Origin of the sequence: Pseudomonas sp. P129 (assembly GCF_020312195.1) — a bacterium.
Classification (GTDB): Bacteria; Pseudomonadota; Gammaproteobacteria; order Pseudomonadales; family Pseudomonadaceae; genus Aquipseudomonas; species Aquipseudomonas fragariae.
The window spans coordinates 60217-86944 of sequence record NZ_JAGPYS010000013.1; the positions used below are offsets into that span (position 1 = coordinate 60217).

Annotated in this window: 20 protein-coding genes; 11 read left to right on the forward strand and 9 right to left on the reverse strand. The window is 60.2% G+C overall.

Annotation, left to right across the window (positions count from 1 at the left end; all coding sequences use genetic code 11):
- Positions 1-4: 4 nt before the first annotated feature.
- From KBY02_RS22800 to KBY02_RS22820, 5 genes are all read right to left on the reverse strand, one after another.
- Positions 5-1171, reverse strand: coding sequence for a putative zinc-binding metallopeptidase (locus KBY02_RS22800; protein ID WP_032655360.1), 1167 nt, complete (start codon positions 1169-1171; stop codon positions 5-7).
- 297 nt (positions 1172-1468) lie between these two features.
- On the reverse strand, positions 1469-3832 hold the full coding sequence (gene ligA / locus KBY02_RS22805) for an NAD-dependent DNA ligase LigA (protein ID WP_032655298.1): 2364 nt from the start codon (positions 3830-3832) through the stop codon (positions 1469-1471).
- Positions 3833-3961: 129 nt separating this feature from the next.
- Positions 3962-4825: a cell division protein ZipA gene (gene zipA, locus KBY02_RS22810; RefSeq protein ID WP_003415827.1), complete on the reverse strand. Its 864-nt coding sequence runs from the start codon at positions 4823-4825 to the stop codon at positions 3962-3964.
- Between the two features lie 250 nt (positions 4826-5075).
- On the reverse strand, positions 5076-8564 hold the full coding sequence (smc, locus tag KBY02_RS22815; protein WP_032655301.1) for a chromosome segregation protein SMC: 3489 nt from the start codon (positions 8562-8564) through the stop codon (positions 5076-5078).
- 4 nt (positions 8565-8568) lie between these two features.
- Positions 8569-9228, reverse strand: coding sequence for a GntR family transcriptional regulator (locus KBY02_RS22820; RefSeq protein ID WP_104683914.1), 660 nt, complete (start codon positions 9226-9228; stop codon positions 8569-8571).
- A 277-nt stretch (positions 9229-9505) separates the two neighbouring features.
- On the opposite strand from KBY02_RS22820, the gene xdhA reads away from it, so the two are divergent.
- Genes xdhA through guaD form a run of 4 tightly spaced genes read left to right on the forward strand, consistent with a single transcriptional unit; the run spans position 9506 to position 15639 of the window.
- Positions 9506-10960 carry a xanthine dehydrogenase small subunit gene (xdhA, locus tag KBY02_RS22825; protein WP_054092439.1) on the forward strand — a complete coding sequence of 485 codons (1455 nt, stop codon included), beginning with the start codon at positions 9506-9508 and terminating at the stop codon, positions 10958-10960.
- A complete protein-coding gene (gene xdhB / locus KBY02_RS22830; protein ID WP_225650776.1) occupies positions 10953-13472 on the forward strand; it encodes a xanthine dehydrogenase molybdopterin binding subunit in 2520 nt (839 codons plus the stop codon). Before xdhA ends, xdhB begins: the two co-directional genes overlap by 8 nt.
- Positions 13469-14308 (forward strand): xanthine dehydrogenase accessory protein XdhC, encoded by an 840-nt coding sequence (xdhC, locus tag KBY02_RS22835; protein ID WP_060405878.1) that lies wholly within the window; start codon positions 13469-13471, stop codon positions 14306-14308. Before xdhB ends, xdhC begins: the two co-directional genes overlap by 4 nt.
- Before the next feature lie 17 nt (positions 14309-14325).
- Positions 14326-15639: a guanine deaminase gene (gene guaD / locus KBY02_RS22840; RefSeq protein ID WP_225650777.1), complete on the forward strand. Its 1314-nt coding sequence runs from the start codon at positions 14326-14328 to the stop codon at positions 15637-15639.
- Between the two features lie 780 nt (positions 15640-16419).
- Here guaD and KBY02_RS22845 read toward each other — a convergent pair.
- Both KBY02_RS22845 and uraH read right to left on the reverse strand, forming a co-directional pair.
- Entirely contained in the window at positions 16420-17169 is a 750-nt protein-coding gene (locus KBY02_RS22845; protein WP_003397271.1) for a GntR family transcriptional regulator, read from the reverse strand.
- Between the two features lie 111 nt (positions 17170-17280).
- On the reverse strand, positions 17281-17634 hold the full coding sequence (uraH, locus tag KBY02_RS22850; protein ID WP_003415819.1) for a hydroxyisourate hydrolase: 354 nt from the start codon (positions 17632-17634) through the stop codon (positions 17281-17283).
- A gap of 398 nt (positions 17635-18032) precedes the next feature.
- Here uraH and puuE point away from each other — a divergent pair, with 398 nt between their 5' ends.
- The 6 genes from puuE to KBY02_RS22880 all read left to right on the forward strand — a co-directional run bounded on the left by puuE (position 18033) and on the right by KBY02_RS22880 (position 23766).
- Positions 18033-18962 carry an allantoinase PuuE gene (gene puuE, locus KBY02_RS22855; RefSeq protein WP_060405880.1) on the forward strand — a complete coding sequence of 310 codons (930 nt, stop codon included), beginning with the start codon at positions 18033-18035 and terminating at the stop codon, positions 18960-18962.
- On the forward strand, positions 18959-19474 hold the full coding sequence (gene uraD, locus KBY02_RS22860) for a 2-oxo-4-hydroxy-4-carboxy-5-ureidoimidazoline decarboxylase (RefSeq protein ID WP_054092416.1): 516 nt from the start codon (positions 18959-18961) through the stop codon (positions 19472-19474). The genes puuE and uraD overlap by 4 nt, the downstream gene beginning before the upstream one ends.
- 41 nt (positions 19475-19515) lie before the next feature.
- Positions 19516-20511, forward strand: a complete 996-nt coding sequence (alc, locus tag KBY02_RS22865; RefSeq protein WP_003404363.1) for an allantoicase — start codon at positions 19516-19518, stop codon at positions 20509-20511.
- Between the two features lie 293 nt (positions 20512-20804).
- Positions 20805-21317 (forward strand): ureidoglycolate lyase, encoded by a 513-nt coding sequence (locus KBY02_RS22870; protein WP_003415815.1) that lies wholly within the window; start codon positions 20805-20807, stop codon positions 21315-21317.
- 5 nt (positions 21318-21322) lie between these two features.
- Positions 21323-22615: a urate hydroxylase PuuD gene (locus KBY02_RS22875; protein WP_192875154.1), complete on the forward strand. Its 1293-nt coding sequence runs from the start codon at positions 21323-21325 to the stop codon at positions 22613-22615.
- Between the two features lie 365 nt (positions 22616-22980).
- Positions 22981-23766, forward strand: coding sequence for an outer membrane protein OmpK (locus KBY02_RS22880; protein ID WP_003423373.1), 786 nt, complete (start codon positions 22981-22983; stop codon positions 23764-23766).
- Positions 23767-23941: 175 nt separating this feature from the next.
- Here the strand turns inward: KBY02_RS22880 and KBY02_RS22885 are convergent, their stop codons facing one another.
- The gene (locus KBY02_RS22885) at positions 23942-24850 is read right to left on the reverse strand and encodes a DUF808 domain-containing protein (protein ID WP_024660992.1); all 909 of its coding nucleotides are present in this window, start codon (positions 24848-24850) and stop codon (positions 23942-23944) included.
- A gap of 146 nt (positions 24851-24996) precedes the next feature.
- Positions 24997-25503, reverse strand: coding sequence for an Lrp/AsnC family transcriptional regulator (locus KBY02_RS22890; protein WP_003315203.1), 507 nt, complete (start codon positions 25501-25503; stop codon positions 24997-24999).
- 186 nt (positions 25504-25689) lie between these two features.
- On the opposite strand from KBY02_RS22890, the gene KBY02_RS22895 reads away from it, so the two are divergent.
- The gene (locus KBY02_RS22895; protein ID WP_003415810.1) at positions 25690-26706 is read left to right on the forward strand and encodes a 1-aminocyclopropane-1-carboxylate deaminase; all 1017 of its coding nucleotides are present in this window, start codon (positions 25690-25692) and stop codon (positions 26704-26706) included.
- Positions 26707-26728 lie beyond the last annotated feature (22 nt).

A 26728-nucleotide genomic window follows, 5' to 3' on the forward strand; every position in this document is an offset into this window, starting at 1 on the left:
GTGTTTACTGGGCCTGCAGAACCTCATCGGCCTTGCCACCGGCATCCTGAATCACCAGATGGATGAAGTGCAGCTTGGCGATGACTGCTGGAGGCAGCACGAACGGATAGAAATCCGGCTGCCCCATGCTGCGTGACAGCTCGTTGAGCATGCTCGCCAGCTCGATCCAGGCATTGACGAACGACAGGAACGCCGGGCCGCCCGGATGCTGAGGGTCGTAGAGCACTTCCAGCGGAAACGGCTGGTAATCGAGCTCCATGTCGCGAGCGCTCATGCCAAACCCCAGCGCGGTGTCGACCGCATCCATCATGTGCAGGTAATGCGCCCAGGTTTCGGCCCAGTCTTCCCACGGATGCATGGTCGCGTAGGCACTGACGAAGCTTTCCTGCCAGTTGTCCGGCGCGCCGTTCTTGTAGTGGTGATCGAGCGCGTCGGCATAGCTGGCGCGCTCGTCGCCGAACAGGTTGCGATAGCTGTCCTGCCAGTGGGTATTGGCGATGAGCCGATCCCAGTAGTAATGACCGACTTCATGACGGAAATGGCCGAGCAAGGTGCGATAGGGTTCGTGCATCTGTACACGCATCGCTTCGCGGTGTGCGTCGTCGGCTTCTTCGATGTTCAGGGTGATCAGGCCGTTGGCATGGCCTGTGGTTGGCAGGTTGCCTTCCAGATCGACACCGACAAAATCGAAGGCCAGGCCGGTTTCTTCGTCGACAGTCTTGGGGATGACCTGCAGGCCCAGGGAAATCAGCTGTGCGACCAGACGCCGTTTGGCGGTCTCGACCTTGCGCCAGCGCTCGCCGTTTTCAACCACGGACAGGTCGGGAATGGTGTGATTGAGGCTGCACGCGACACAGAATTCGCCGGCATTGTGCTCTGGAAAAAGCCAGTTACAGGCCGCCGGAGTGCCGAGGTTGGCGCAACGCCCATACAGCCCGGCACCCGGCTCATCGCTCAAGCGCCAGGTAGTGGGCTCAGGCCCTGCTTCGAGCGTAGCGACGCGTCCCTGCTCAGGCAGGTAGCCCAGCGCTGCCGAACAGGCCAGGCATTGGGTATTGGGGAAAAACACCGACTGGCCACAGGTGCACTGCCAGACCTTGCTGTTACGTTTGGATTCGCCGACAAATGGGGCGGTGATGCGTGAACTCAGTTGCTCGAAAAAGCGATACATGGCGATCTCCCGTTGACCTTGCATGGACTAGATCATGCCGACGCTTCAGGGGTTCAAAAATATTATCGAGCGGCATGAATGATAAGGCTGACGGCGTGTTCATGGACCAAAACGGTGCGTCGCACGGTAGTCGGGATTATCGTTCCTCACGCTCCAGCGTGGGATTGCAGTGCGTGACGCTCCGCGTCACAGATCTACGCCGCACCCTCACACTCAAGATCGGACGCAGAGCGTCCAGAACTGCATGCGACGCGGAGCGTCGCACGATCATCAGGGCATACGCAGCGTCGGTCTTCCTCAATCAACCGCCACGCCCAGCTCGGTCAGGCGTTTGAGCAATGCATCTTCGTCCAGCACGGTAAGGCCCAGTTCGTTGGCCTTGGTCAGTTTCGAGCCAGCACCCGGCCCGGCGACCACGGTGTGGGTCTTGGCCGAGACCGAGCCGGACACCTTGGCACCGAGGCTTTCGAGTTTTTCCTTGGCGACATCGCGGCTCATGCGCTCCAGCGAGCCGGTCAGCACCCAGGTCTGGCCAGCCAGCGGCAAGCCTTCAACGGTTTTTTTCTCGCTGCGCCAGTGCATGCCGAAGTCCTTGAGCTGGGCTTCGATGGCGCGGGCGCGCTCTGCGTTTGCGCTGTCGTCGAAGAAGTCACGAACCGACTTGGCCTGTTTCTCCGGCAGTGCCTGACGCATGTCCAGCCAGTCGGCGCTGATGATGGCCTCCAGCGTACCGAACCGGTCCGCCAGTTTCTGCGCAGCACCCGGTCCTACCGACGGAATGTGCAGTTTGTCGATCAGCCCTTCCAGCGTGGTGCTGGCCGCGAACTCGGCGCCCAGCTCGCCCTGATCCTGCAATTGCAGCCCGCATTCACCGAGCAGCGCATCGATGACGCTACGGTTGTGCTCGTCCTCGAAGAAGCTGTGAATCTCGTAAGCCACTTCCAAACCGACATCCGGCAGGTAGGTCAAGACTTCCGGCAAGGCCTGTTTGACACGCTCCAGCGAAGCCAGCGAACGCGCCAGGACCTTGGCCGTCTCTTCACCCACATCGGGAATGCCCAGCGCATAAATGAAGCGCGCCAGGGTCGGCTGTCGGCTGTCGGCGATGGCCTTGAGCAGCTTGTTGCTGGAGATTTCCGCGAAGCCTTCCAGGTCGATGATCTGTTCGTATTTCAGCTTGTACAGATCGGCAGGCGAGCCGATGAGTTTCTCATCGACCAGTTGCTCGATGGTCTTGTCACCCAGCCCTTCGATGTCCATGGCGCGACGCGACACGTAATGGATGATCGCCTGCTTGAGTTGCGCACCGCAGGCCAGACGCCCGACACAGCGATACACTGCGCCTTCGGTGACGGTTTCCTTGCCTTTGCTGCGCTTGATCAGTTGCGTGCGCTCGACATGCGAGCCGCACACCGGGCAGGTCTGCGGAACCTGCACTGCCCTGGCATTCTCGGGGCGGCGCTCGGCAACCACCTGCACCACCTGCGGAATCACGTCACCGGCACGCCGGATGATCACCGTGTCGCCAATCATCAGGCCGAGCCGCGCCACTTCGTCCATGTTATGCAGCGTGGCATTGGCGACCATGACGCCTGCCACCTTGACCGGCTTGAGCCGCGCGACCGGCGTCACTGCGCCGGTACGGCCCACCTGGAACTCGACATCCAGCAGTTCGGTCAGCTCTTCCATGGCGGGGAATTTATGAGCAATCGCCCAGCGCGGCTCACGGGCGCGGAAGCCCAGTTCGCGCTGCGCTGCCAGGTTGTTGACCTTGAACACTACACCGTCGATCTCGTAAGTCAGCGTCAGGCGCCGCTCACCGATATCGCGGTAATAGGCCAGGCACTCCTCGACGCCATTCGCCAGTTTCAGCTCGCGACTGACCGGCATGCCCCATTTTTTCAGCGCTTCAAGCACGCCGATGTGAGTGTCGGCGATTTCCGCCGACGTCTGGCCCAGACCATAGCAGCAGAACTCCAGCGGCCGGTTGGCCGTGATCTTGGAATCCAGCTGACGCAGGCTGCCTGCGGCTGCGTTGCGCGGGTTGGCGAAGGTCTTGCCGCCGATTTCCAGCTGGCTGGCGTTAAGCCGCTCGAAACCGGCCTTGGACATGAACACTTCACCGCGCACTTCCAGCACATCCGGCCAGCCCTTGCCCTGCAGCTTGAGCGGGATGTTGCGTACTGTGCGCACGTTGACACTGATGTCTTCGCCGGTGGTTCCGTCGCCGCGTGTCGCGCCCCGCACCAGCGCACCGTCGCGATACAGCAGGCTGACGGCCAGACCGTCCAGCTTGGGCTCGCAGCTGTACTGCACCTTGCCGCCTTCGCCAAACAGGTCGCCGGCCGGCAGATCCAGCCCCTCGGTGACCCGCCGATCGAATTCGAGCATGTCGTTTTCTTCGAACGCGTTGCCCAGGCTGAGCATCGGCATTTCGTGACGCACCTGGGTGAACGCCGACAAGGCCGCGCTTCCGACCCGCTGCGTCGGCGAATCTGGGGTGACCAGATGGGGGTTTTCCGCCTCCAGGGCCTTGAGCTCGTGAAACAGGCGGTCGTACTCGACATCCGGAATGCTCGGTTCATCCAGAACGTGGTAGCGGTAGTTGTGCTGATCCAGCTCTGCACGCAGTTCCAGGATTCGGGTTTCGACGGCCTTCATACGGTGTTCTCTCAAAAAGCAAAAAAGCAGCCGAGGCTGCTCAATCTGTTGGCTCTGTTCTGTTCAGGTCAGGTCCCGACAAGGCGTGCCGCAGCACGCTCATGATCGGGGACCCGCCCAAGGGCTTGCTTAACCGCGACGCTGGGTCAACGCACGACGCTCGAACTCGACGATGCGCTGGCGATAATGCTCGATGGTCTGCGCGGTCATGACGCTGCGCTGATCATCCTTCAGTTCGCCATCCAGCTCGTGAGCCAGCTTGCGAGCGGCGGCAACCATCACGTCGAAGGCCTGCTTGGGATGACGAGGGCCTGGCAAGCCGAGGAAGAAGCTGACCGCACGGGTACTGAAATGGTCGATATCGTCCAGGTCGAACACGCCGGGCTTGACCGCATTGGCCATCGAGAACAGCACTTCGCCATTGCCAGCCATGCTCTCGTGACGGTGGAAAATATCCATCTCGCCAAAACGCAGGCCGCTTTCCAGAATGTTCTGCAACAGTGCCGGGCCCTTGAAACCGCCTTCGCTGCGCGAGATCACGCTGATGACCAGCACTTCCTCCACCGGAGGCAGGTCCTTGTCTTCGGTAATGCGCTGGGCAGGCTTGTCGTCCGGGAAATCGTCGTCGCGGCCCGTGAACAGGCTCGGGCCGTCGAGATCCAGGTTCAGGTCGCCCTGCTGTGGCTCGTCCTTGCGCTTCTTGTCACTGCGTTTGTCGCTGTTGCTACGCTTGCCTTCACGCGGGCTGGCGCTCATGGACGGCAGATCGTGCTCGTCGAGCTGCGGCTCCTTGTGCGTATCCAGCACACGGGGCGGCCCCAGCACTTCAGCAGACGTGGTTTCTTCTTCATCCGGAAGGTTGGAGAAGCTCCGATCCAGTCTGAATTTCAATTTACCCTTGCTGCCGCGCATACGGCGCCAGCCATCAAAGAGAATACCGGCGATGACTATTATGCCGATGACGATCAGCCACTCGCGCAGACCGATTTCCATGTAATCCAGTGCCTCTAATGAAGAAATCTGAAAATAAGGGCCTAAACCCCTTTAATACGTGGTGCCAAGTCTATGTTCTGACTGGCAATTCGCCCACGCGAAAATAAAAAGTGGTCACTAAACTAGCACGACCAAAGGTAACTTTACACCGTCTGTTACGTCTCTTCGCCGCCCAAATTGCCATCTCATGTACCAGCGTCTCATTTTCAGGCCTCCGGGCGGCCATTTGCCCGCAGAACGAGGCGTCGAATCAGGCATCCACCAGCGCCATCGCCTGCTCCACATCCACCGCTACCAGCCGCGAACAACCGGGCTCGTGCATCGTCACCCCCATCAGTTGATCGGCCATTTCCATGGCGATCTTGTTGTGGGTGATGTAGATGAACTGCACCGTTTGTGACATTTCTTTCACCAATCGTGCATAGCGCCCCACGTTGGCGTCATCCAGCGGCGCATCCACCTCGTCAAGCATGCAAAACGGCGCAGGATTGAGTTTGAAAATGGCAAACACCAGTGCCAGCGCGGTCAGGGCTTTTTCACCACCCGAGAGCAAATGGATGGTGCTGTTCTTCTTGCCAGGGGGACGCGCCATGATTGTCACCCCAGTATCGAGTAAATCTTCGCCTGTCAGTTCCAAATAAGCGGAGCCACCACCGAAAACTTTTGGGAAAAGTGCCTGAATTCCGCTGTTTATCTGATCGAAGGTATCCTTGAAGCGGTTTCGGGTCTCCTTGTCGATCTTGCGGATGACGTTTTCCAGGGTGTCCAGCGCTTCGACCAGATCGGCATCCTGCGCATCCAGATAGCGCTTGCGCTCGGACTGCTGCTGGTACTCGTCGATGGCCGCGAGGTTGATTGCGCCCAGGCGCTGAATACGCCCGGCGATGCTTTCCAGTTGCTGCTCGGCAGCCTGTTCGCTGGCTTCCGGCGTCAGCGTGGCGAGCACGCCATGCAGGTCGTAGCCGTCCTCATGCAACTGGTCCTGCAAGGCTTTGCGACGCACCGTCAGCGACTGCCACTCCAGACGCTGCTGTTCCAGCTGGCCACGCAGCAGTTGCGATTGCTGCTCGGCCTGGGTGCGACGTTTTTCTGCCTCACGCAATTCGCGATCAGCGTCTTCGAGTGCGTTCTTGGCGATGCGCATTTCGTCATCGACCACCATGCGCCGCTCCAGTAGCTCTTCAAGCTTGAGGCGAAGTTCTTCGAGCGGTGCCTCGCCCTCCTCCAGATTCAGGCTCAGTTGCTCGCGCTTCTCGGTAAGCCTTTCGGACTGCATGCGCAGGCGCTCCAGCGCCTGACGGGTCGAATCGTATTGCGCCTTGATCGAGCCCAGACGCACCGCCAGTTGATGACTGTGATCCTTGTGTTGCCGCGCGTCCTGACGTATCCGGTCCAGACGCTCACGCAGCGCATCACGCTGGGCCTGCAGCACTTCGCGCTGCTCGGTATCCTGCGCCATGCTGTCCAGTGCGTCCTGCAATTGCAGGCGCGATTCGCCAAGGTGTTCGTGCTCGACCGCGCGCTGCTCGCCCAGCTCGGCCAGTTCTTCATCAAGGCGGGTGCGGCGCAGGGTCAACTGCTCGACTTTTACCCGGACCGCCGACAGCTGCGCTTTCAGTTCGCTTTGCTGACGGGTTTCGTCCTGCACGCGACGGCGCAACTGCTCACGAGCGTCTTCCTGCTGCGACTGCTGCTCGCGCAAGACCAGTAATTGCTCTTCCAAAGTGGCCAGCGTCGCTTCGCGCTCATCGCGCTCCAGACTCAGCCGCTGCAATTCCTGACCGCGCGCCAGCACACCGCTCTGCGCTTCGCTGGCGCGGCGGACACGTAAAAAGTGCCGCCCCACCCAGTAGCCGTCACGGCTGATCAGGCTTTGCCCGGCACTGAGTTGTGCGCGTCGCGCCAGCGCCTCATCCAGGTTCTCGACCGGAATCACCTGGCCCAGCCAGGCCGACAGGTCGACCGTGCTGTCGACCTTTTCCAGCAAGCTGCCCGGCGCGCGAATCGTGTCGGCACCCGCGCTGAGCAAACGCAGATCGCCCTGTTCGAAATTGGCCAGATCGAGCCCGTCGAAGTCATCGACCAGGACGGCCTGCAAATCGGCACCCAGCACAGTTTCCACGGCCAGTTCCCAGCCGGCTTCGACGCTCAGCCCCTCGGCCAGACGCGGTCGCTCGGCCAGTTGCTGATCACGCAGCCATTCGGCGGTGCCAGTGTCCGGGTCAAGTGCCGCCTGTTGCAACGCTTCGAGGGACGCCAGCCGGCCGTTGAGACGTTGCAGTTCGCCCTGCGCCTGCTGTTGCGCCTGACTGGCGTGCTGCAACGCCTCGCGCAATTGCTCAAGACGCTCGACCGCCTGCTCTTCGCCCATGTGCAGCTCTTCAAGGGTCATGTCGCGGGTGGCGAGGTCTTCGCTCAATTGCAGAATGGCCGCATCTTCCGGGTCCGCGGCCAGCAGTTGACGCTCTTCGGCCAGACGCCGCTGGCGCTCGGCCAGGCGTTCGATGCTCTGTTCCAGTTGCTGAATGCGTGACTGCTGGACCTGGGCCTGACGCTGCGGCTCGGCGGATTGCTGATTGAAGACGTCCCACTTCTCCTGCCAGCCCTGCATGGCCGCTTCAGCGTCTTCCAGGGCGATGGCCGACTCCTCGGCGGCGGCGCTGGTCATTTCCTGCTCGGGCTCGAGCATCTCCAGCTCTTCGCCTAGGGTGGCAAGCAACGTGGTGTCGTGCCCAAGGTGCGATTCGGTTTCCTGGCGGGCACGTTCGGCTTCACGCAGGTCATCCTGCAATTGGCGCAGCCGCTGCTGACCGTGCTGAATGCTCTGCTCGACGCGGGCGATATCGCCGCCGACCGAATAGAAGCGGCCCTGCACCAGGTTGAAGCGTTCGGACAGGTCATGGTGGCCGTCGCGCAGCCTTTCGATACTGGCATCGGCACTGCGCTGATCGGCCACCAGCGCCTCGAAGCCGACCTCCTGATTGCCGATCACCGCCTCGCGCTGCCCCACCAGATCATTCAGCGCCTGCCAGCGCAGGGCCGACAATTGCGCTTTCAGCTGGCGTTCTTCGGCCTTGTATTCCTGATATTTCTCGGCCGCCTGAGCCTGCCGGTGCAGACGCTCCAGCTGACGCTCGAGTTCTTCACGCAGGTCGGTCAGGCGCGCCAGGTTCTCATGGGTACGACGAATGCGGTTTTCGGTTTCCCGACGCCGCTCCTTGTACTTGGAAATCCCTGCGGCTTCTTCGATGAAGTTGCGCAGATCTTCGGGCTTGGCCTCGATCAGCTTGGAGATCATGCCCTGTTCGATGATCGAATAGCTGCGCGGCCCCAGACCGGTGCCGAGGAAGATGTCGGTGATGTCGCGACGGCGGCATTTGGTGCCGTTGAGGTAGTAGCTGTTCTGGCTGTCGCGGGTCACTTTGCGGCGAATGGATATTTCCGCATACGCCGCGTACTCGCCCACCAGCGTGCCGTCGGAGTTGTCGAAGACCAGCTCGATGCTGGCCTGGCTCACCGGCTTGCGGCTGGTGGAGCCGTTGAAGATGACGTCGGTCATCGACTCGCCGCGCAGGTTCTTGGCCGAGCTTTCGCCCATGACCCAGCGCACGGCGTCGATAATGTTGGATTTGCCACAGCCATTGGGGCCGACGACAGCCGCCATGTTGCTGGGGAAGTTCACCGTGGTGGGGTCGACGAAAGATTTGAACCCCGCCAGCTTGATGCACTTCAGGCGCACGGCGTCAGCCCGCTGCCAGGGCGGCCAGCACCAGCTGGCAGCTGCGCTGACAGTAGCTGACCAGCACGACACGAATCTTCGGCATATCCCGCACCATCACTGCGCCAAGCAGATCGCCGAACAACGCCAGGTAGTCACCCATATCAGCCTTGCGTTGCTCGAGCGCGATGAAATAGCTGCGGCTCATGGAAGGCTGCAGGTTCTCGACGGTTTCTTCGAGGTACGGGTTGCTGGCGAACGGGTAAGCCGCGCGCATGACATTGAAGCTCTCTTCGACGAATGCATTGACGTCCTGCTGCTCGAAACTGGCCTGCAGACGCTGTTGTATCTGCAGAAACGGCGCAAGATCCTCTTCGGTCTTCCAGCGCTCGACCACCGCATTGGCCAGCAGAATGTACAGCTCGCTCATCAGGCTGCACAGGCTAATGACATTGTGCGCATTGAGCACCGTGACCTGTGCGCCACGACGCGGCAGGATCACCACCAGGTGGCGGCGCTCCAGAATCAGTAATGCTTCGCGCACGGAGCCACGGCTGACGTTCAACGCCTGCGTGACTTTCTGTTCCTGGATACGCTCTCCAGGCTTGAGCTCACCGCGAATGATCCGCTCGGCAAGATGATGAGCAATTTGCTCAGCGAGGCTGTCCGGGGCCTTGAACGTCATGACTATCCTTCAGAAAAAACCAGTTCCGCATGCAAGTCGCGGAGTGTATCTCAACCGGCACGGGTGGCGCAGGGCCATAAACGCGGAAACTGGCACGAAATACGCAAAACCTTGAATCACAGCCGACAGGCGATTCAAGAACCAGAGGCTCTTTGATCGGCAGATTGCCGAAAAACTCAATTTCCTGACTCAGAAGTCAGAAACAAATTGACCCAATAAACAGAGCTGATAGATTCATCGACATGTCTGATGACAATAAACATGAGGGCTTTGCGCCGTGATTCAGTTCCTTTTGAACCAAGAGCTAAAAACCGAGCGCAGCCTGAATCCGAACATGACCGTGCTGACCTACCTGCGTGAGCAGGCACACAAGCCCGGTACCAAGGAAGGTTGCGCCAGTGGTGACTGCGGTGCCTGCACCGTCGTGGTTGGCGAGTTGCACAGTGACACCGACGGCGAGCAAACGCTGCGTTATCGCAGCCTCAATTCGTGCCTGACGTTCATGGCGTCGCTGCACGGCAAGCAATTGATCAGCGTCGAAGACCTCAAGCATCAGGGGCAGTTGCACAGCGTGCAGAAGGCGATGGTCGAGTGTCATGGCTCGCAATGCGGCTTTTGTACCCCCGGCTTTGTGATGTCGCTGTTTGCCCTGCAAAAGAACAGCAGCGAAGCCGATGCCCATCAGGCCCACGAAGCCCTGGCCGGCAACTTGTGTCGTTGTACCGGTTATCGCCCTATTCTGGCCGCCGCCGAGCAGTCTTGCGCGCAGCGCCTGCCGGACCAGTTCGATCAGCGCCAGACGCAAACCGTCGAACGCCTGCGCGCCATCGCCCCGGCCGGCACCGATGAACTGAATGACGGCGAAAAACGCTGCTTCATTCCGCTGACCGTGGCGGATCTGGCAGACCTCTACGACAGCCATCCACAGGCGCGCCTGCTGGCCGGCGGTACCGATCTGGCCCTGGAGGTCACGCAGTTTCACAAACAGTTGCCGGTGATGATTTACGTCGGACACATCGATGAAATGAAGGGCGTGAAGCGTTTCGATGACCGCCTGGAGATCGGTGCGGCAACCCCGCTGACCGATTGCTATGCAGCACTCAAGGCCGAATACCCGGACTTTGGCGAGTTACTGCAGCGCTTCGCCTCGTTGCAGATCCGCAATCAGGGCACGCTGGGCGGCAACATCGGCAACGCCTCCCCCATCGGCGACTCCCCGCCGCTGCTGATCGCCCTCGGTGCGCAGATCGTGCTGCGCAAAGGCAACAGTCAACGCACCCTGGCGCTGGAAGACTATTTCATCGACTACAAGGTCACGGCCCGCCAGGAAAGCGAGTTCATCGAAAAGATCATCGTGCCCACTGCCTCTTCGCGACAGATTTTCCGCGCCTATAAAGTCTCCAAACGGCTGGATGACGACATCTCGGCGGTCTGCGCGGCTTTTCGTCTGACCCTGGAAGGCGGCGTCATCCACGAGGCTCGCGTAGCGTTCGGTGGTATGGCAGCGATTCCCAAGCGTGCAGCGGCCTGCGAACAGGCGCTGATCGGGCAACCATGGAGCCATGCAACCGTCGAGCGCGCCTGCGCGGCACTGAGCGAGGACTTCACCCCACTCTCGGATTTCCGGGCGAGCAAAGAATACCGCCTGTTGAGTGCGCAAAACCTGCTGCGCAAGTACTTCATCGAGTTACAGACCCCAGCCGTTCCAACGCGGGTGACTGACTATGTCTGAGCATTCCTCAAACAGCACCCAGGCGGAGATGCTGGCGGTATTTCAGCAGGGTCTGCACACCGGCGTGGGCCGCAGCGTCAAGCACGACAGTGCCGACAAACACGTGTCCGGCGAAGCGGTGTACATCGATGATCGCCTGGAATTTCCCAACCAGTTGCACGTGTACGCACGCCTTTCCGACCGCGCCCATGCGCGCATCGTCAGCATCGATACCTCGCCCTGCTACGCCTTCGAAGGTGTACGCATCGCGATTACCCATCAGGATATTCCGGGGCTCAAGGACATCGGGCCGTTGCTGCCCGGCGACCCGCTGCTGGCCATCGACAAGGTGGAGTTCGTCGGGCAACCGGTGCTCGCCGTGGCGGCTCGCGACCTGGACACTGCACGCCAGGCGGCGATGGCGGCGATCATCGAATACGAAGACCTGCAACCGGTGCTGGATGTGGTCCAGGCCCTGCGCCAGAAACACTTCGTGCTCGACAGCCATACGCACAAGCGTGGCGACTCTGCCGCTGCGCTGGCGCGCGCAACCCACCGCCTGCAGGGCAACCTGCACATTGGCGGCCAGGAGCATTTTTACCTGGAAACCCAGATATCCTCGGTGATGCCGACCGAAGACGGCGGCATGATCGTCTATTGCTCGACCCAGAACCCCACGGAAATCCAGAAACTGGTGGCCGAGGTGCTGGGCGTGCCAATGAACCGCATCGTGGTCGACATGCGCCGCATGGGCGGTGGTTTTGGCGGAAAGGAAACCCAGGCGGCCAGCCCGGCCTGCCTGTGCGCAGTGATCGCCCGATTGACCGGCCAGCCCACCAAGATGCGCCTGCAACGTTTCGAAGACATGCAGATGACCGGTAAGCGCCACCCGTTCTACATCGAGTACGACGTGGGTTTCGATGATGACGGTCGTCTGCAGGGTATACAGCTGGATCTGGCCGGCAACTGCGGCTATTCGCCGGACCTCTCGGCGTCCATCGTCGACCGCGCCATGTTCCATGCCGATAACGCGTATTACCTGGGCGAAGCCACCGTCAACGGCCACCGCTGCAAGACGCACACCGCGTCCAACACCGCCTACCGGGGCTTCGGCGGCCCGCAGGGCATGGTCGCCATCGAAGAGGTCATGGACTGCATTGCACGTTTCCTGGGCAAGGACCCGCTGCACGTGCGCAAGGCCAACTATTACGGCAAGACCGAGCGTAACGTCACCCACTATTACCAGACGGTCGAACACAACCTGCTGGAAGAGATGACCGCCGACCTCGAGCAAAGCAGCCAGTACGCCGAGCGCCGCGAGGCGATTCGTGCGTTCAATGCCGGCAGTCCGGTTTTGAAAAAAGGCCTGGCGCTGACGCCGGTCAAGTTCGGCATCTCGTTCACCGCCAGCTTTCTCAATCAGGCCGGGGCGCTGATTCATATCTACACCGACGGCAGCATCCACCTGAACCATGGCGGCACCGAAATGGGCCAGGGCTTGAACACCAAGGTCGCGCAGGTGGTCGCCGAGGTGTTTCAGGTAGACATCGAGCGCATCCAGATCACCGCGACCAACACCGACAAGGTGCCGAACACCTCGCCGACTGCCGCTTCGAGCGGCACGGACCTGAACGGCAAAGCCGCACAGAATGCCGCTGAAATCCTCAAGCAACGGCTGGTGGAGTTTGCCGCCAGGCACTATCAGGTGAGCGAAGCGGAGGTCGAATTCCGCAACGGCCATGTACGGATCGGCGAGCTGTACCTGCCGTTCGCCGAACTGGCGCAATTGGCATGGATGGGCCAGGTGTCGCTGTCGAGCACCGGCTATTACAAGACGCCGAAGATTTTCTACGACCGCAGCCAGGCGCGTGGCCGGCCGTTCTATTATTACGCCTTTGGCGCAGCCTGCGTGGAGGTCATCGTCGATACGCTGACCGGCGAATACAAGATGTTACGCACCGACATCCTTCACGATGTCGGCGCGTCGCTGAACCCGGCCATCGATATCGGTCAGGTCGAAGGCGGCTATATTCAGGGCGCCGGCTGGCTGACCACCGAGGAACTGGTGTGGAACGACAAGGGCAAGCTGATGACCAGCGGCCCGGCGTCCTACAAGATCCCGGCAGTGGCAGACATGCCGCTCGATCTGCGCATCAAGCTGGTAGAGAACCGCAAGAACCCGGAAGACACGGTATTCCATTCCAAAGCCGTCGGCGAGCCGCCGTTCATGCTCGGCATCGCCGCCTGGTGCGCGATCAAGGACGCCGTGGCGAGTCTGGGCGACTACCGTTATCAACCGAACATCGACGCCCCGGCAACACCGGAAAAAGTGCTGTGGGGCTGTGAACAGATGCGTCAGAACAGCGCTGCGCGTCGCGCATCCAGCGAAGGCGCCGAGCCGAGTGTTTCTGCCTCTTCGCGGGCAAGTGAAGCTTCGCCAGGCTCGCCTTCATCTATTCAGGATGCCCCCGTGGGAGCGAGCTTGCTCGCGAAGGCGCCTGGCCTGGATCACTCTGTCCTGGAGCAGAAATGAACAACTGGATCAGCGCCCTGGCCGAGCTGCAGGCCCGTGGAGAACCCGGCATTCTGGTGACGATCATCGAGGAGCTGGGCTCCACGCCACGTAATGCCGGATCGAAAATGGTGGTCTGCGCCGAGCACATCCACGACACCATCGGTGGCGGCCACCTGGAATACAAGGCCATGGAGATCGCCCGCGAGATGCTTGCCAGCGGCACCCGGCAGACGCGCCTCGAACGTTTCAACCTGGGTGCAAGCCTGGGCCAGTGCTGCGGTGGCGTGAACGTGCTGTTGTTCGAACCGATGGGCGAGCCCGTCGCGCAGATCGCCGTATTCGGTGCCGGTCATGTCGGCCGCGCGCTGGTGCCGTTGCTGGCCAGCCTGCCCTGCCGGGTACGCTGGATCGACAGCCGTGAGCAGGAATTCCCCGAACAGATGCCCGAGGGTGTGACGAAGATTATCAATGACGAGCCGGTCGACGAGGTCGCGCAACTGCCGGTCGGCACCTATTGCATCGTGATGACCCACAACCATCAGCTGGATCTGGAACTGACGGCCGCCATCCTCACGCGTGGCGACTTTGGTTACTTCGGGCTGATCGGCTCGAAAACCAAACGGGTCAAGTTCGAACATCGCTTGCGGGAACGCGGTTTCGACGCCAGTCTGCTGCAACGCATGCGTTGCCCGATGGGCCTGGCCGAGGTCAAAGGCAAGCTGCCCATCGAGATCGCGGTGTCGATCGCCGCGGAAATAATCGCCACTTACAATGTCAGCTTTGGCCAACACACCGCCAATGCCGAACCTATCGCCAGACTGCTGCCTGTATCGCGCCGCAGTCAGTCGCAATGAGTCACAACGAGAGTGCCATGAGTTCAGTTTCCCGCCGTAAAGCCTACCGCGCCGCCATCGTTCACAGCCTAGCCGACCCGGCCGAAGTGGCGCTGGAGGCATCCTGTGAATACTTTGCCGACGGCTTGCTGCTGGTCGAGGACGGCAAGATCGTTTCGGTGGGTCACGCTGCCGATCTGCTGGAGCGGCTCGACGACGATGTCGAGTTGATCGAGTACACGGACGCACTGATCACACCGGGGTTCATCGACACCCATATTCACTTGCCGCAAACCGGCATGATCGGCTCCTACGGCGAGCAATTGCTGGACTGGCTCAACACCTACACCTTCCCCTGCGAAAGTCAGTTCGCCGACCCCGCGCATTCGGCGCAGGTGGCCGACATCTTCATCAAAGAGCTGCTGCGCAACGGCACCACCACGGCGCTGGTGTTCGGCAGCGTGCACAAGGCATCGGTCGAGGCGTTTTTCAGCGCGGCCCAGGCACTTGATCTGCGCATGATCGCCGGCAAGGTGATGATGGACCGCAATGCGCCGGATTATCTGGTCGATACGCCAGAATCCGGGTATGCCGACAGCAAGGCACTGATCGAGCGCTGGCATGGCAAAGGGCGTTTGAGCTACGCAGTGACGCCTCGATTCGCGCCGACCAGTAGCCCGGAGCAATTGAGCCTGGCCGGCCAGTTGCTCACCGAGTATCCCGGCCTGTACCTGCAGACCCACATCAGCGAGAACCTTCAGGAGATCGAGTGGGTCAAGGCGCTGTTCCCGGAGCGCAAGCATTACCTGGACGTCTACGATCACTTCAACCTGCTCGGCGAGCGCTCGGTGTTCGCCCATGGCGTTCATTTGTGCGACGAACAATGCGCCCGACTGGCGCAGACCGGTTCGGCGATTGCCTTCTGCCCGACCTCCAACCTGTTTCTGGGCAGCGGCCTGTTCAACCTGCCGATGGCCGAGAAGCACAAGGTGAATGTCGGTCTGGGCACCGACGTGGGCGGCGGCACCAGCTTTTCGATTCTGCAGACCCTGAACGAGGCCTACAAGGTCATGCAGATGCAGGGCGCACGGCTCAATCCGTTCAAATCACTGTACCTGGCAACGCTGGGCGGCGCGCGGGCGCTGCGTCTGGAAGACAAGGTCGGCAGCCTGAAGCCCGGCAACGAGGCCGACTTCCTGGTGCTCGACTACAACGCCACCCCGCTGCTGTCGTATCGCTTGAAGCAGGCGAAGACTATCGAAGAGATTCTGTTCGTGCTGATGACCATCGGTGACGACCGGACGGTGAAGCAGACCTGGTCGGGTGGGCGATTGGTGCATGACAGAGGCTAGCACCTCGTTCCTCACGCCCCAGCGTGCCAAGAGGACGCAGAGCGTCCGGAACGGCATGACGACGCGGAGCGTCGCACGATAGTTGAATTACGACGCAGAGCTTCAGCACGAAGTTAAGATTATCGTTCCCCACGCTCCGCGTGGGAATGCAGTTCACGACGCTCTGCGTCGCCAAGAGGACGCGGAGCGTCCGGAACGGCGTGACGACGCTCTGCGTCGCACGATAGTTGAATTACCGACGCAGAGCGTCAGCACGAAGTTAAGATTATCGTTCCTCACGCTCCGCGTGGGAATGCAGTTCGCGACGCTCTGCGTCGCCAAGAGGACGCGGAGCGTCCGGAACGGCATGCCGACGCGGAGCGTCGCACGATAGTTGAATTACCGACGCAGTTCAGCACGAAGTTAAGATTATCGTTCCCCACGCTCCAGCGTGGGAATGCAGTTCACGACGCTCTGCGTCGCCAAGAGGACGCGGAGCGTCCGGAACGGCATGACGACGCGGAGCGTCGCACGATAGTTGAATTACCGACGCAGCGCTTCAGCACGAAGTTAAGATTATCGTTCCCCACGCTCCGCGTGGGAATGCAGTTCGCGACGCTCTGCGTCGCCAAGAGGACGCGGAGCGTCCGGAACGGCATGACGACGCGGAGCGTCGCACGATAGTTGAATTACGACGCAGAGCTTCAGCACGAAGTTAAGATTATCGTTCCCCACGCTCCAGCGTGGGAATGCAGTTCACGACGCTCTGCGTCGTCAAGAGATTGAATTATCCAGACACCCTCAACGCACCGGCTTTTTCCGGCCCATGACGTGCGAGAACACCGCATGCAAATCATCCGAGGCGCTGTCTTCGTCAAGGTTGAGCTTGCTGTCGATGTGGTCCATGTGATGCATCATCAGTTCGACGGCCAGCGCTGCATTGCGGGCTTCGATGGCGTCGATCAGCTGGTTGTGCTCATCGTAGGAACAATGCGTGCGATTGCCGGTTTCGTACTGGGCAATGATCAGTGAGGTCTGCGACACCAGGCTGCGCTGGAAGCTGATCAGCGGCGCGTTCCTCGCGGCCACGGCCAACTGGAGGTGAAACTCGCCGGACAGACGAATACCGGCGCCCCGATCACCGCGAGCAAAGCTGTCGCGCTCGTCGCTGACCATCTGGCGCAGCTCGGCCAGTTGCTCGGCAGTGGCGTGCTCGACCGCCAGTTCAGTGATTGCCTTCTCGATCATGCGCCGCGCGAAAAACACCTGACGCGCCTCTTCGACGCTGGGGCTGGCAACCACCGCACCACGGTTGGGGCGCAACAGCACGACGCCCTCATGGCCCAACCGCGACAGGGCGCGACGAATGATGGTGCGGCTGACACCGAAAATCTCGCCCAGCGCCTCCTCACTCAGTTTGGTGCCCGGCGCCAGCCGCTGTTCCAGAATGGCATCGAAAACATGTTCGTAAACGACATCGTCCTGCGTGACGTTACGGCTTGAGCCAAGGCTGCGCGGCTGTTTCTTGAGAGGCAGGGACTGGTCGTTCATGGGCACTCGTGCGCAGGTGGATGGCGGCGTCGGGACTGGCGCATTGTACACAGGGCAAAAGCGCAGATACGCGCAAAAAAAAGCCCGCAGTGTGGGGCGGGCAAGAGGTATTCAGCTGCCCCTGTACGTCGAGTAGCTGTACGGCGAGATTAACAGCGGCACATGAAAGTGTTCCTGACCTGCATCAATGCCGAAGCGCAGCACCACCTCATCGAGAAAGGCGGGCTCATTCAGGACCACGCCCCGCGCGCGGTAATAATCGCCAGCCTTGAAGTGCAATTGATAGACGCCGGATTGATAGGCCTCGCCCTGCAGCAGGGGTGCATCGCAGCGCCCATCGCTGTTGGTAAGCGCACTGACAATGTGCAGCAACTGCTGGTCTTCGACCCGGTACAACTCGATGCGGATGGCGCTGCCCGGGCAGCCGTGAGCGGCGTCCAGTACGTGTGTGGTCAATTTTCCCAAAACTTCACTCCTCACATCCGGCCATGGTGACGCAGTGCACCAATGAAGTGCTCTACATCGTGCGATTGCGACCGATTAAGACACTTTCGGGAAAACCTGTACACAATAAATTCCTGATCGACCAACAGCCCGTATTCAAGAGGGTGGCTGGGCACGGGATGGGCCGAACCTTGAGGAAGCAGAGGAAAAATATCAGGTTTTTTATGATTAGCTGACCAGTCAGGCAGGTTTCTTGCTTGTTTTACTCTTGCCGACACGCTTCGGTGCAGAAACGTACAGGGTTACAAGCTGAAAATAAAATTGTATACAATCTTGACCCAGCAATGCCTCGACCGCGCCTGGCATTGCACCTGACTTAACGCAACCAACGCACCCCATGGACAAGAAGGAAGCTTGCAGTGAGCGCTGACTACCCACGCGACCTGATCGGTTACGGCAACAACCCGCCTCACCCACGCTGGCCGGGCAATGCGCGCATTGCCTTGTCTTTCGTGCTGAATTACGAGGAAGGTGGCGAGCGCAATATTCTGCATGGCGACAAGGAATCAGAAGCCTTTCTGTCCGAGATGGTTGCCGCGCAGCCACTCCAGAGCCAGCGCAACATGAGCATGGAGTCGCTGTACGAGTACGGCAGCCGCGCCGGTGTGTGGCGCATTCTCAAGCTGTTCAGGCAGTTCGATATCCCCCTGACCATTTTCGCCGTCGCCATGGCCGCGCAGCGTCACCCGGAGGTGATCCGCGCCATGGTCGCCGAAGGTCATGAGATCTGCAGCCACGGCTATCGCTGGATCGACTACCAGAACATGGACGAAGCCCAGGAGCGTGAGCACATGCGCCAGGCGATCCAGATCCTCACCGAAATCAGCGGCGAACGGCCGCTGGGCTGGTACACCGGGCGCACCGGCCCCAACACCCGTCGTCTGGTCATGGAGGAAGGCGGTTTTCTCTATGATTGCGACACCTATGACGATGACCTGCCGTACTGGGAGCCGAACAACCCGACCGGCAAGCCGCATCTGGTGATTCCGTACACCCTGGACACCAACGACATGCGTTTCACCCAGGTGCAGGGCTTCAACAACGGCGAGCAGTTCTTTCAGTACCTCAAGGATGCGTTCGACGTGCTGTATGCCGAAGGCGAAGACGCGCCGAAGATGCTTTCCATCGGCCTGCATTGCCGCCTGATCGGCCGCCCCGCCCGCCTCGCCGCACTCAAGCGCTTCATCGAGTACGCCAAAGGCCATGAGCAGGTGTGGTTTGCACGTCGTGTCGATATCGCCCGGCACTGGCACACTGAGCATCCATTTACCGGCAAGGCCGAGCAATGAGCACGTTCAAGACACTGACACCTTCAAGCCTGGGCAGGGATGCGTTCATCGCGACCTTCGCCGATATCTACGAACACTCACCGTGGGTCGCGCAGCAAGCGTTCGACCAAAGCACAGGCGCGCAACTCGATCAGCTCGAGACCCTGCACGCTCGCATGAGCGAGATTCTGCTGGGTGCCACACCCGAGCAACAACTGGCACTGATCAATGCCCACCCGGACCTGGCGGGCAAGGCTGCCGTTCGGGGCGAGCTGACTCAGGCCAGTACCGATGAACAGGCCGGCGCCGGTATCCACCACTGCACGCCTGAAGAGTTTCAGCGCTTTACCGAGTTGAACGAGGCTTACAAGGCCCGCTTCGGCTTTCCGTTCATCATGGCGGTCAAGGGCAGCGACAGGCATAAGATTCTGGCGGCGTTCGAGCAACGCATTCACCACTCGCCCGAGGCCGAGTTCGCTTGCGCCCTGGCCGAGATCAACAAGATCGCACTGTTTCGTCTACAGGCGCTTTGAGCGTCGCAGTCATAACCGTATTCAGAAGGCAGACAAAGAGCATGAAAGTTTACGCCGCACCGTTCGAGAAGTTCGTGAACCTGGCCGACGCGCGTCTGGGCACCAAGATCCTTTCGGTCACCGATGACTGGTTCGCCGACGCCAACCGGCTGTTCCAGCCGACCCCGGCCGTCTGGAAAGAAGGCGTGTTCGACGACAACGGCAAGTGGATGGACGGCTGGGAGTCACGCCGCAAGCGTTTCGAAGGGTACGACAGCGCGGTGATTCGCCTCGGTGTGGCGGGAACCATCAAGGGTGTGGACATCGACACCTCGTTTTTCACCGGTAACTTCCCGCCTTCCGCATCGCTGGAAGCGTGCTTCCTGGCGTCGGGCGAGCCCGATGAAAACACCGCCTGGACCGAAGTGCTGCCGTCTGTGGAGCTGCAAGGCAACAGCCATCATTACCATGAGATCAGCAGCGATCAAGCGTTCAGCCACCTGCGCTTCAACATCTACCCGGACGGCGGTGTCGCGCGTCTGCGCGTATACGGTGTGCCGCATCGCGACTGGTCGAAAGTCAGCGCGGACGAGCAGATCGATCTGGTTGCAGCACTCAATGGCGGCCGATCGATTGCCTGCTCCGATGAACACTACGGCAGCATGAGCAACATCCTCAACCCTGGTCGCGGCGTGAACATGGGCGACGGCTGGGAAACCGCGCGGCGCCGCACGCCCGGCAACGACTGGGTGATCGTGGCGCTCGGGCACCAGGGCGAAGTCGAGAAAGTCATCGTCGATACCCTGCACTTCAAAGGTAACTACCCGGACAGTTGCTCGATCCAGGGCGCCCTGGTCAAGGGTGGCACCGACAGCCAGATCGAAACCCAGAGCCTGTTCTGGCGCGAGTTGCTGCCCAGCCAGAAGCTGACCATGCACGCCGAACACGAGTTCGCCGAGCAGATCAAGGCGATCGGCCCGATCACCCACATCCGCCTGAACGTATTCCCGGACGGTGGCGTGAGCCGCCTGCGAGTGCTGGGCAAGGTAGCCAGGTAACAACGCATAAACTCTCGTTCCTACGTTCGGCGCTCATCATATACATAAGTCCTGGAGCGCCCTGAATAAAAGGCTGCCAGGCTTCTGCCCGAAGGGCGTAGGAGCGGACCGGGCGACGCTTCGCTTGTTCGCGAAGACGGTGTTTCAGACGACGCATTTTTGGAGAATGTACCGGCCCTTTCGCGAACAAGCGAAGCGTCGCCCGGTCCGCTCCTACGGCCTCCGGCCAGAATCCAAAGCGGATTTGTGTATAACGATGAGCGCACCCTCAAAACTATTGAAGAAGAACCCGCATGCGCAAACTGATAATCGAGCCACTGACCAAGGAAGCCTTTGCGCCATTCGGTGATGTGATCGAAACCGACGGCAGCGATCACTTCATGATCAACAACGGCTCGACCATGCGCTTTCATCGTCTGGCTGACGTGCAGACCGCGCAGCCGGAGGACAAGGCGATCATCAGCATCTTCCGCGCCGAAGCGCTGCCGATGCCGTTGACCATCGGCATGCTGGAGCGTCATCCGCTGGGCAGTCAGGCGTTCGTGCCGCTGCTCGGCAACCCCTTTCTGATCGTGGTCGCGCCGGTCGGCGATGTGCCTGAATCAGAGGCGACCCGCGCCTTCGTGTCGAACGGCAGGCAGGGTGTCAATTACCATCGCGGCGTCTGGCACCATCCGGTGCTGACGATCGAAAAGCGGGATGACTTCCTGGTGGTTGATCGCAGTGGCGAAGGCAACAACTGCGACGAGCATTACTTTGCCGAGAGCCAGTTGCTGGTTCTCGATCCCCACCCACTGGAAGGGTAAACACCGTGCTGGCACATATGATGGAATGGCTGAATCTGGGCGTGCGCTGGATTCACATGATTGTCGGCGTCGCCTGGATCGGCGCATCGTTCTACTTCGTCTGGCTGGAGAACAACCTCAACCGCAGCAACCCGCGTGAAGGCCTGTCGGGTGATCTGTGGGCGATCCACGGCGGCGGCATCTACCACCTGGAGAAGTACAAGCTCGCACCACCGACCATGCCGGAGAATCTGCACTGGTTCAAATGGGAAGCCTATTCGACCTGGCTATCAGGGGTCGCGCTGTTGTGCGTGGTGTTCTACGCCAACCCGACGCTGTACCTGCTGGCACCGGGCAGCAGCCTGAGTGGCGCCGAGGGTGTGCACATCGGCCTGGGTTCGTTGTTCGTCGGCTGGTTCATCTACAGTTTTCTGTGTGACTCGCCACTGGGCAAGCGCCCTGCCCTGTTGGGCGTGGTCCTGTTCGTGCTGCTGGTGGCGGCGGCGTACGGGTTCAGCAAAGTATTCAGCGGTCGCGGTGCCTACCTGCATGTGGGCGCGATCATGGGCACCATCATGGTCGGCAACGTGTTCCGCGTCATCATGCCGGCCCAGCGCGCGCTGGTGGCCGCGATTGCCGAGAACCGTACGCCGGACCCAAGCCTGCCGGCAAAAGGCCTGTTGCGTTCACGACACAACAACTACTTCACCCTGCCCGTGCTGTTCATCATGATCAGCAATCACTTTCCAAGCACCTACGGCAGTGAGTACAACTGGCTGATTCTCGCCGGCATCGCGCTGCTGGCCGTGCTGGTGCGCCATTACTTCAATACACGACACAACAGCCATCGATTCGCCTGGACCCTGCCGGTCGCGGCACTGGGCATGCTGTGCCTGGCGTATGTCACCGGCCCTGCGCAACCGCCAGCCAAGATCGTCTATCAGCCACTGCCCGGTACGGCGGTCGGCGGTCATCGGGCTGATGAGCAACCTGCGCAACCCGCCGCTGCGCCTGCCCAGGCAGCGCCTGCTCAGCCCGAGCCTGCCAAGGTGGCAGGTGCAGACTTCAACAAGGTGCACGACGTCATCCGGCAACGTTGTTCGGTCTGTCACTCGGCCACGCCTACCAGCCAGCTGTTCAGCGTCGCTCCGGCCGGTGTGATGTTCGATACGCCTGAACAGATCCAGCAACAGGCGCCGCGCATCAAGGCGCAGGCAATCACCGCGCCGATCATGCCGCTGGGCAATATCACCCAGATGACCCAGCAGGAACGTGATCTGGTAGGCGCCTGGATCGATCAGGGCGCACACATCAACTGAGGCAACGGGCATTGCCCTGTTTTCGCTCCGGACGCCCTGCTCTGGAGCACTTGAGCACGGCGACGCGAGTCAGTATCCTCCGCCGCCGCTGCCAACGCGCCCCTCTCTTTGCCGATAGCTGAACCTGACCGGGCGGCCCACTGGCTGAACGGCACTCAGAACGCTGCCCATTGAAAAAAATGACCTGAAATCGACACCTGGATATCGATTTGAAGGGTTACTTAAACTTTTTTTCACTGATTGGCGCAGCTCTTGCTAACAACACAAAGCTGACCAGACAGACAAATTATTGCAACCACCGACAAGGCGTCACGCATAGAACGCCAGTCCGAAAAAATCACGATCTACATCAAGGGGCTCACCGCATGAACCGTACGATTTCCAGTGCATTACTGGCCAGCAGTCTGCTGGCTGCTGCACCCGCCATGGCAGGGGATATTTTCCAGTGGCAGAGTAATAGCCTGACCTATCTCAATGGACGAGACTTTGCTGTCAACCCGGAAAATCAGCAGACCTTTACCTTTGAGCACGCGGACAGCTGGAAGTACGGCGACAACTTCTTCTTCGTCGACAAGATCTTCTACAACGGCAAGAAAGACGCTACCGCTGGCGATAACACCTATTACGGCGAGTTCTCGCCACGCCTGTCGCTGGGCAAGATCTTCGGCCAGAAGTTCGAGTTCGGGCCGATCAGCGATGTGTTGATTGCCGCAACTTACGAGTTCGGTGAGGGCGATAACGAGTCGTACCTGATCGGTCCGGCGTTCGACTTGAAGATCCCGGGTTTCGACTACTTCCAGCTCAACTTCTACCAGCGCCAGACCGAAGGCAATCGCCCGGGCGACGGCGTGTGGCAGATCACTCCGGTGTGGTCCTACACCATTCCGGTGGGCAAATCGGATGTGCTGATCGACGGTTTCATGGACTGGGTGGTCGACAACGACAAGACCTCGCGTGGCACTTACCACTCCAACCTGCACTTCAACCCGCAGATCAAGTATGACCTGGGCAAGGCATTGAATTACCCGGAGCGGCAGCTGTACGTGGGTATCGAATACGACTACTGGACCAACAAATACGGCATCAAGGACACCAGCTCCTTCGACACCGATCAGAACACCGCGAGTTTGCTGGTCAAGGTGTTCTTCTAAGCACGTTGTTTGACGGTGATGACGCTCACTCCGGAATTCTGTGGGAGCGAGCTTGCTCGCGAAGGCGGTGTTTCAGCCACCCTTGGTTGGCTGTACCAACCCCTTCGCGAGCAAGCGAAGCGTCGCCCGGCTCGCCTTCACGGCCTTGGATCAGAAGTGTGGATGACCGCCTCAATCACTCCTTCGCAGCTTTCCAGACCTTGCCAATCAGCGTCACGACCAACACCAGCACGGCACCGGCAATGATCCCGGCGAGCGCATCGATCAGGGTCGGGACGATCATCGACAGACCGCCTACCGCCCCCGCTGCCGCTTCGGTCACGCCTTCGACCCAATGATGAGCGAACGGCAGGCCGTGGACCAGAATCCCGCCGCCGACCATGAACATCGCAGCCGTACCGACGATCGACAGCACTTTCATCAATACAGGTGCCAGCCACAGCAGGCCGGCACCGATCTTTTGTGACGCCGAAGCTGCGCTTTTCTTCAGGTACAGGCCCAGGTCATCGAGTTTGACGATACCGGCCACCAGCCCGTAGACACCGACGGTGATCAGCACTGCAACGATGACCAGCACACCGACCTGATCCATGAAGGGTCTGGCCGAGACCACACCCAGTGCGAGCACGATGATTTCCGCAGAAAGAATGAAGTCCGTACGAATCGCGCCTTTTACGCGCTCCTTTTCGAACGCCACCATGTCCACGGACGCATCCGTCGACGCCTGCTTGCGCTGCTCATGCTCTTCGCCGGTTTCGGGATGCAGCCATTTATGGGCGATTTTCTCGAAGCCCTCGAAGCACAGAAACGCACCGCCGATCATCAGCAACGGCAGAATCGCCCAGGGTGCGAAAGCACTGATCAGCAACGCTGCCGGAACCAGAATGGCCTTGTTGAGCAGCGACCCCTTGGCCACGGCCCAGACAACCGGCAACTCGCGATCCGCCGAAACACCGGTGACCTGCTGGGCATTGAGCGCCAGATCATCACCCAGCACACCCGCTGTCTTCTTCGTGGCCAGCGCCACGTCATCGAGCAGCGTCGCAATATCGTCAAGCAGGGTAAGCAAGCTTCCAGCAGCCAAAATGAAAATCCTTGAGCAAGTAAAAAAGAGAGAGGCACTGATTGAATCATGCGCCAGAGTCAATCGTGTGGCAGTCAGCAACTCTGACCTTGGTCAGACGTGAACGTTTGACGCTGCATGCAGCAAACAGGCCACGCCGAACCCCGTCAGAGAGGTAATTGTGTCGTGGAAACAACCTGACGCAGCCCCATGAACGAACGGATCTGCCTGACACCGGGCAAGTACAGTAACTGTTCAGCGTGCAGGCGGTTGAAGCTTTGACTGTCCCGGGTGCGCAGCAACATGAAGTAGTCGAACTCGCCGGTGACGACATGAAACTCCATGCAGCCGGAAACCTTCTGCGCGGCGGCTTCGAATTGCGCAAATGAATCCGGTGTCGAGCGGTCCAGCACGACACCGATCAGCACCACCATGCCCGCGTCCAGAACATCGCCATTGAGCAGCGCCACCACGCCCTTGATCACGCCCGCCTCTTTCAGCCGCTCGACGCGCCGCAGGCACGCAGGCGGACTCAGTTTGACCTTCTCGGCAAGTGCCACATTGGAAATGGACGCGTCACGTTGCAGGGTCTTGAGGATGGCGCGGTCAATCCTGTCCAGCAGCGGCGTTACATCGGCACCGGACTTTTTAGTGCGTTCATTTATTGCTTTCATAATGAAATTCACACAATAAAAGTCTGTTTAGTTGCATTCAGGCTAACGCTTATTTTGTAGATAGACAATTCTTTGCAACCACGATTATTCGCAGTTTTCCTATGATGGGAGCCATGCCGGGCCGCTCGATAAACACATCGAGCCCTACCTTCAATGCCCGGATCAACTTATCAACGGAGACCCGATATGAACCTGAGCAAGTTCAAGCGCTACCCTCTGACCTTCGGCCCCTCGCCCATTACCCCACTGAAACGCCTGAGTGAGCATTTGGGCGGCAAGGTCGAGTTGTATGCCAAGCGCGAGGATTGCAACAGCGGTCTGGCTTTCGGCGGCAACAAGACCCGCAAACTGGAATACCTGGTGCCGGAAGCCATCGACGGCGGCTACGACACACTGGTATCGATCGGTGGCATCCAGTCCAACCAGACCCGTCAGGTGGCAGCCGTGGCGGCGCATCTGGGCATGAAGTGCGTGCTGGTTCAGGAGAATTGGGTCAACTATTCCGACGCGTTGTACGACCGGGTCGGCAATATCGAGATGTCGCGCATCATGGGCGCCGATGTGCGCCTGGATTCGGCAGGCTTCGATATCGGCATTCGCCCGAGCTGGGAAAAGGCCATGGCCGACGTCGAGGAAGGCGGCGGCAAACCGTTCCCGATTCCAGCGGGCTGCTCGGAACACCCTTATGGCGGCCTGGGGTTCGTGCGTTTTGCCGATGAAGTGCGCCAGCAGGAAGAAGAGCTGGGCTTCAAATTCGACTACATCGTGGTCTGCTCGGTGACCGGCAGCACTCACGCAGGCATGCTCGTCGGCTTCGCTGCCGATGGCCGGGCACAGCGTGTGATTGGTATCGACGCGTCGGCGAAACCGGAAAAGACCCGCGCGCAGGTCCTGCGTATCGCTCAGAACACTGCAAAACTGGTGGAGCTAGGCCGCGAAATCACCGCCGAAGACGTGGTGCTCGACACCCGCTACGCCTACCCGGAATACGGCCTGCCGAACGATGGCACCCTCGAAGCCATCCGCCTCTGCGCCCGCCTGGAAGGCGTGTTGACCGACCCGGTCTACGAAGGCAAATCCATGCACGGCATGATCGACATGGTGCGCAATGGCGAATTCCCCGAAGGCTCGAAAGTGCTCTACGCCCACCTGGGCGGCGTGCCGGCGCTGAATGCCTACAGCTTTCTGTTCAAGGACGGTTGAGCCGAAAGCGTTCCTGCAGTCG

What these genes read in the sequence shown, in the direction of transcription:
- KBY02_RS22800 (WP_032655360.1), bottom strand. Translation starts at nt 1,171, where the DNA reads ATGTATCGCTTTTTCGAGCAACTGAGTTCACGCATCACCGCCCCATTT.
- ligA (WP_032655298.1), bottom strand. Translation starts at nt 3,832, where the DNA reads ATGAAGGCCGTCGAAACCCGAATCCTGGAACTGCGTGCAGAGCTGGAT.
- zipA (WP_003415827.1), bottom strand. Translation starts at nt 4,825, where the DNA reads ATGGAAATCGGTCTGCGCGAGTGGCTGATCGTCATCGGCATAATAGTC.
- KBY02_RS22820 (WP_104683914.1), bottom strand. Translation starts at nt 9,228, where the DNA reads ATGACGTTCAAGGCCCCGGACAGCCTCGCTGAGCAAATTGCTCATCAT.
- xdhB (WP_225650776.1), top strand. Translation starts at nt 10,953, where the DNA reads ATGTCTGAGCATTCCTCAAACAGCACCCAGGCGGAGATGCTGGCGGTA.
- xdhC (WP_060405878.1), top strand. Translation starts at nt 13,469, where the DNA reads ATGAACAACTGGATCAGCGCCCTGGCCGAGCTGCAGGCCCGTGGAGAA.
- guaD (WP_225650777.1), top strand. Translation starts at nt 14,326, where the DNA reads ATGAGTTCAGTTTCCCGCCGTAAAGCCTACCGCGCCGCCATCGTTCAC.
- KBY02_RS22845 (WP_003397271.1), bottom strand. Translation starts at nt 17,169, where the DNA reads ATGAACGACCAGTCCCTGCCTCTCAAGAAACAGCCGCGCAGCCTTGGC.
- uraD (WP_054092416.1), top strand. Translation starts at nt 18,959, where the DNA reads ATGAGCACGTTCAAGACACTGACACCTTCAAGCCTGGGCAGGGATGCG.
- alc (WP_003404363.1), top strand. Translation starts at nt 19,516, where the DNA reads ATGAAAGTTTACGCCGCACCGTTCGAGAAGTTCGTGAACCTGGCCGAC.
- KBY02_RS22870 (WP_003415815.1), top strand. Translation starts at nt 20,805, where the DNA reads ATGCGCAAACTGATAATCGAGCCACTGACCAAGGAAGCCTTTGCGCCA.
- KBY02_RS22880 (WP_003423373.1), top strand. Translation starts at nt 22,981, where the DNA reads ATGAACCGTACGATTTCCAGTGCATTACTGGCCAGCAGTCTGCTGGCT.
- KBY02_RS22890 (WP_003315203.1), bottom strand. Translation starts at nt 25,503, where the DNA reads ATGAAAGCAATAAATGAACGCACTAAAAAGTCCGGTGCCGATGTAACG.
- KBY02_RS22895 (WP_003415810.1), top strand. Translation starts at nt 25,690, where the DNA reads ATGAACCTGAGCAAGTTCAAGCGCTACCCTCTGACCTTCGGCCCCTCG.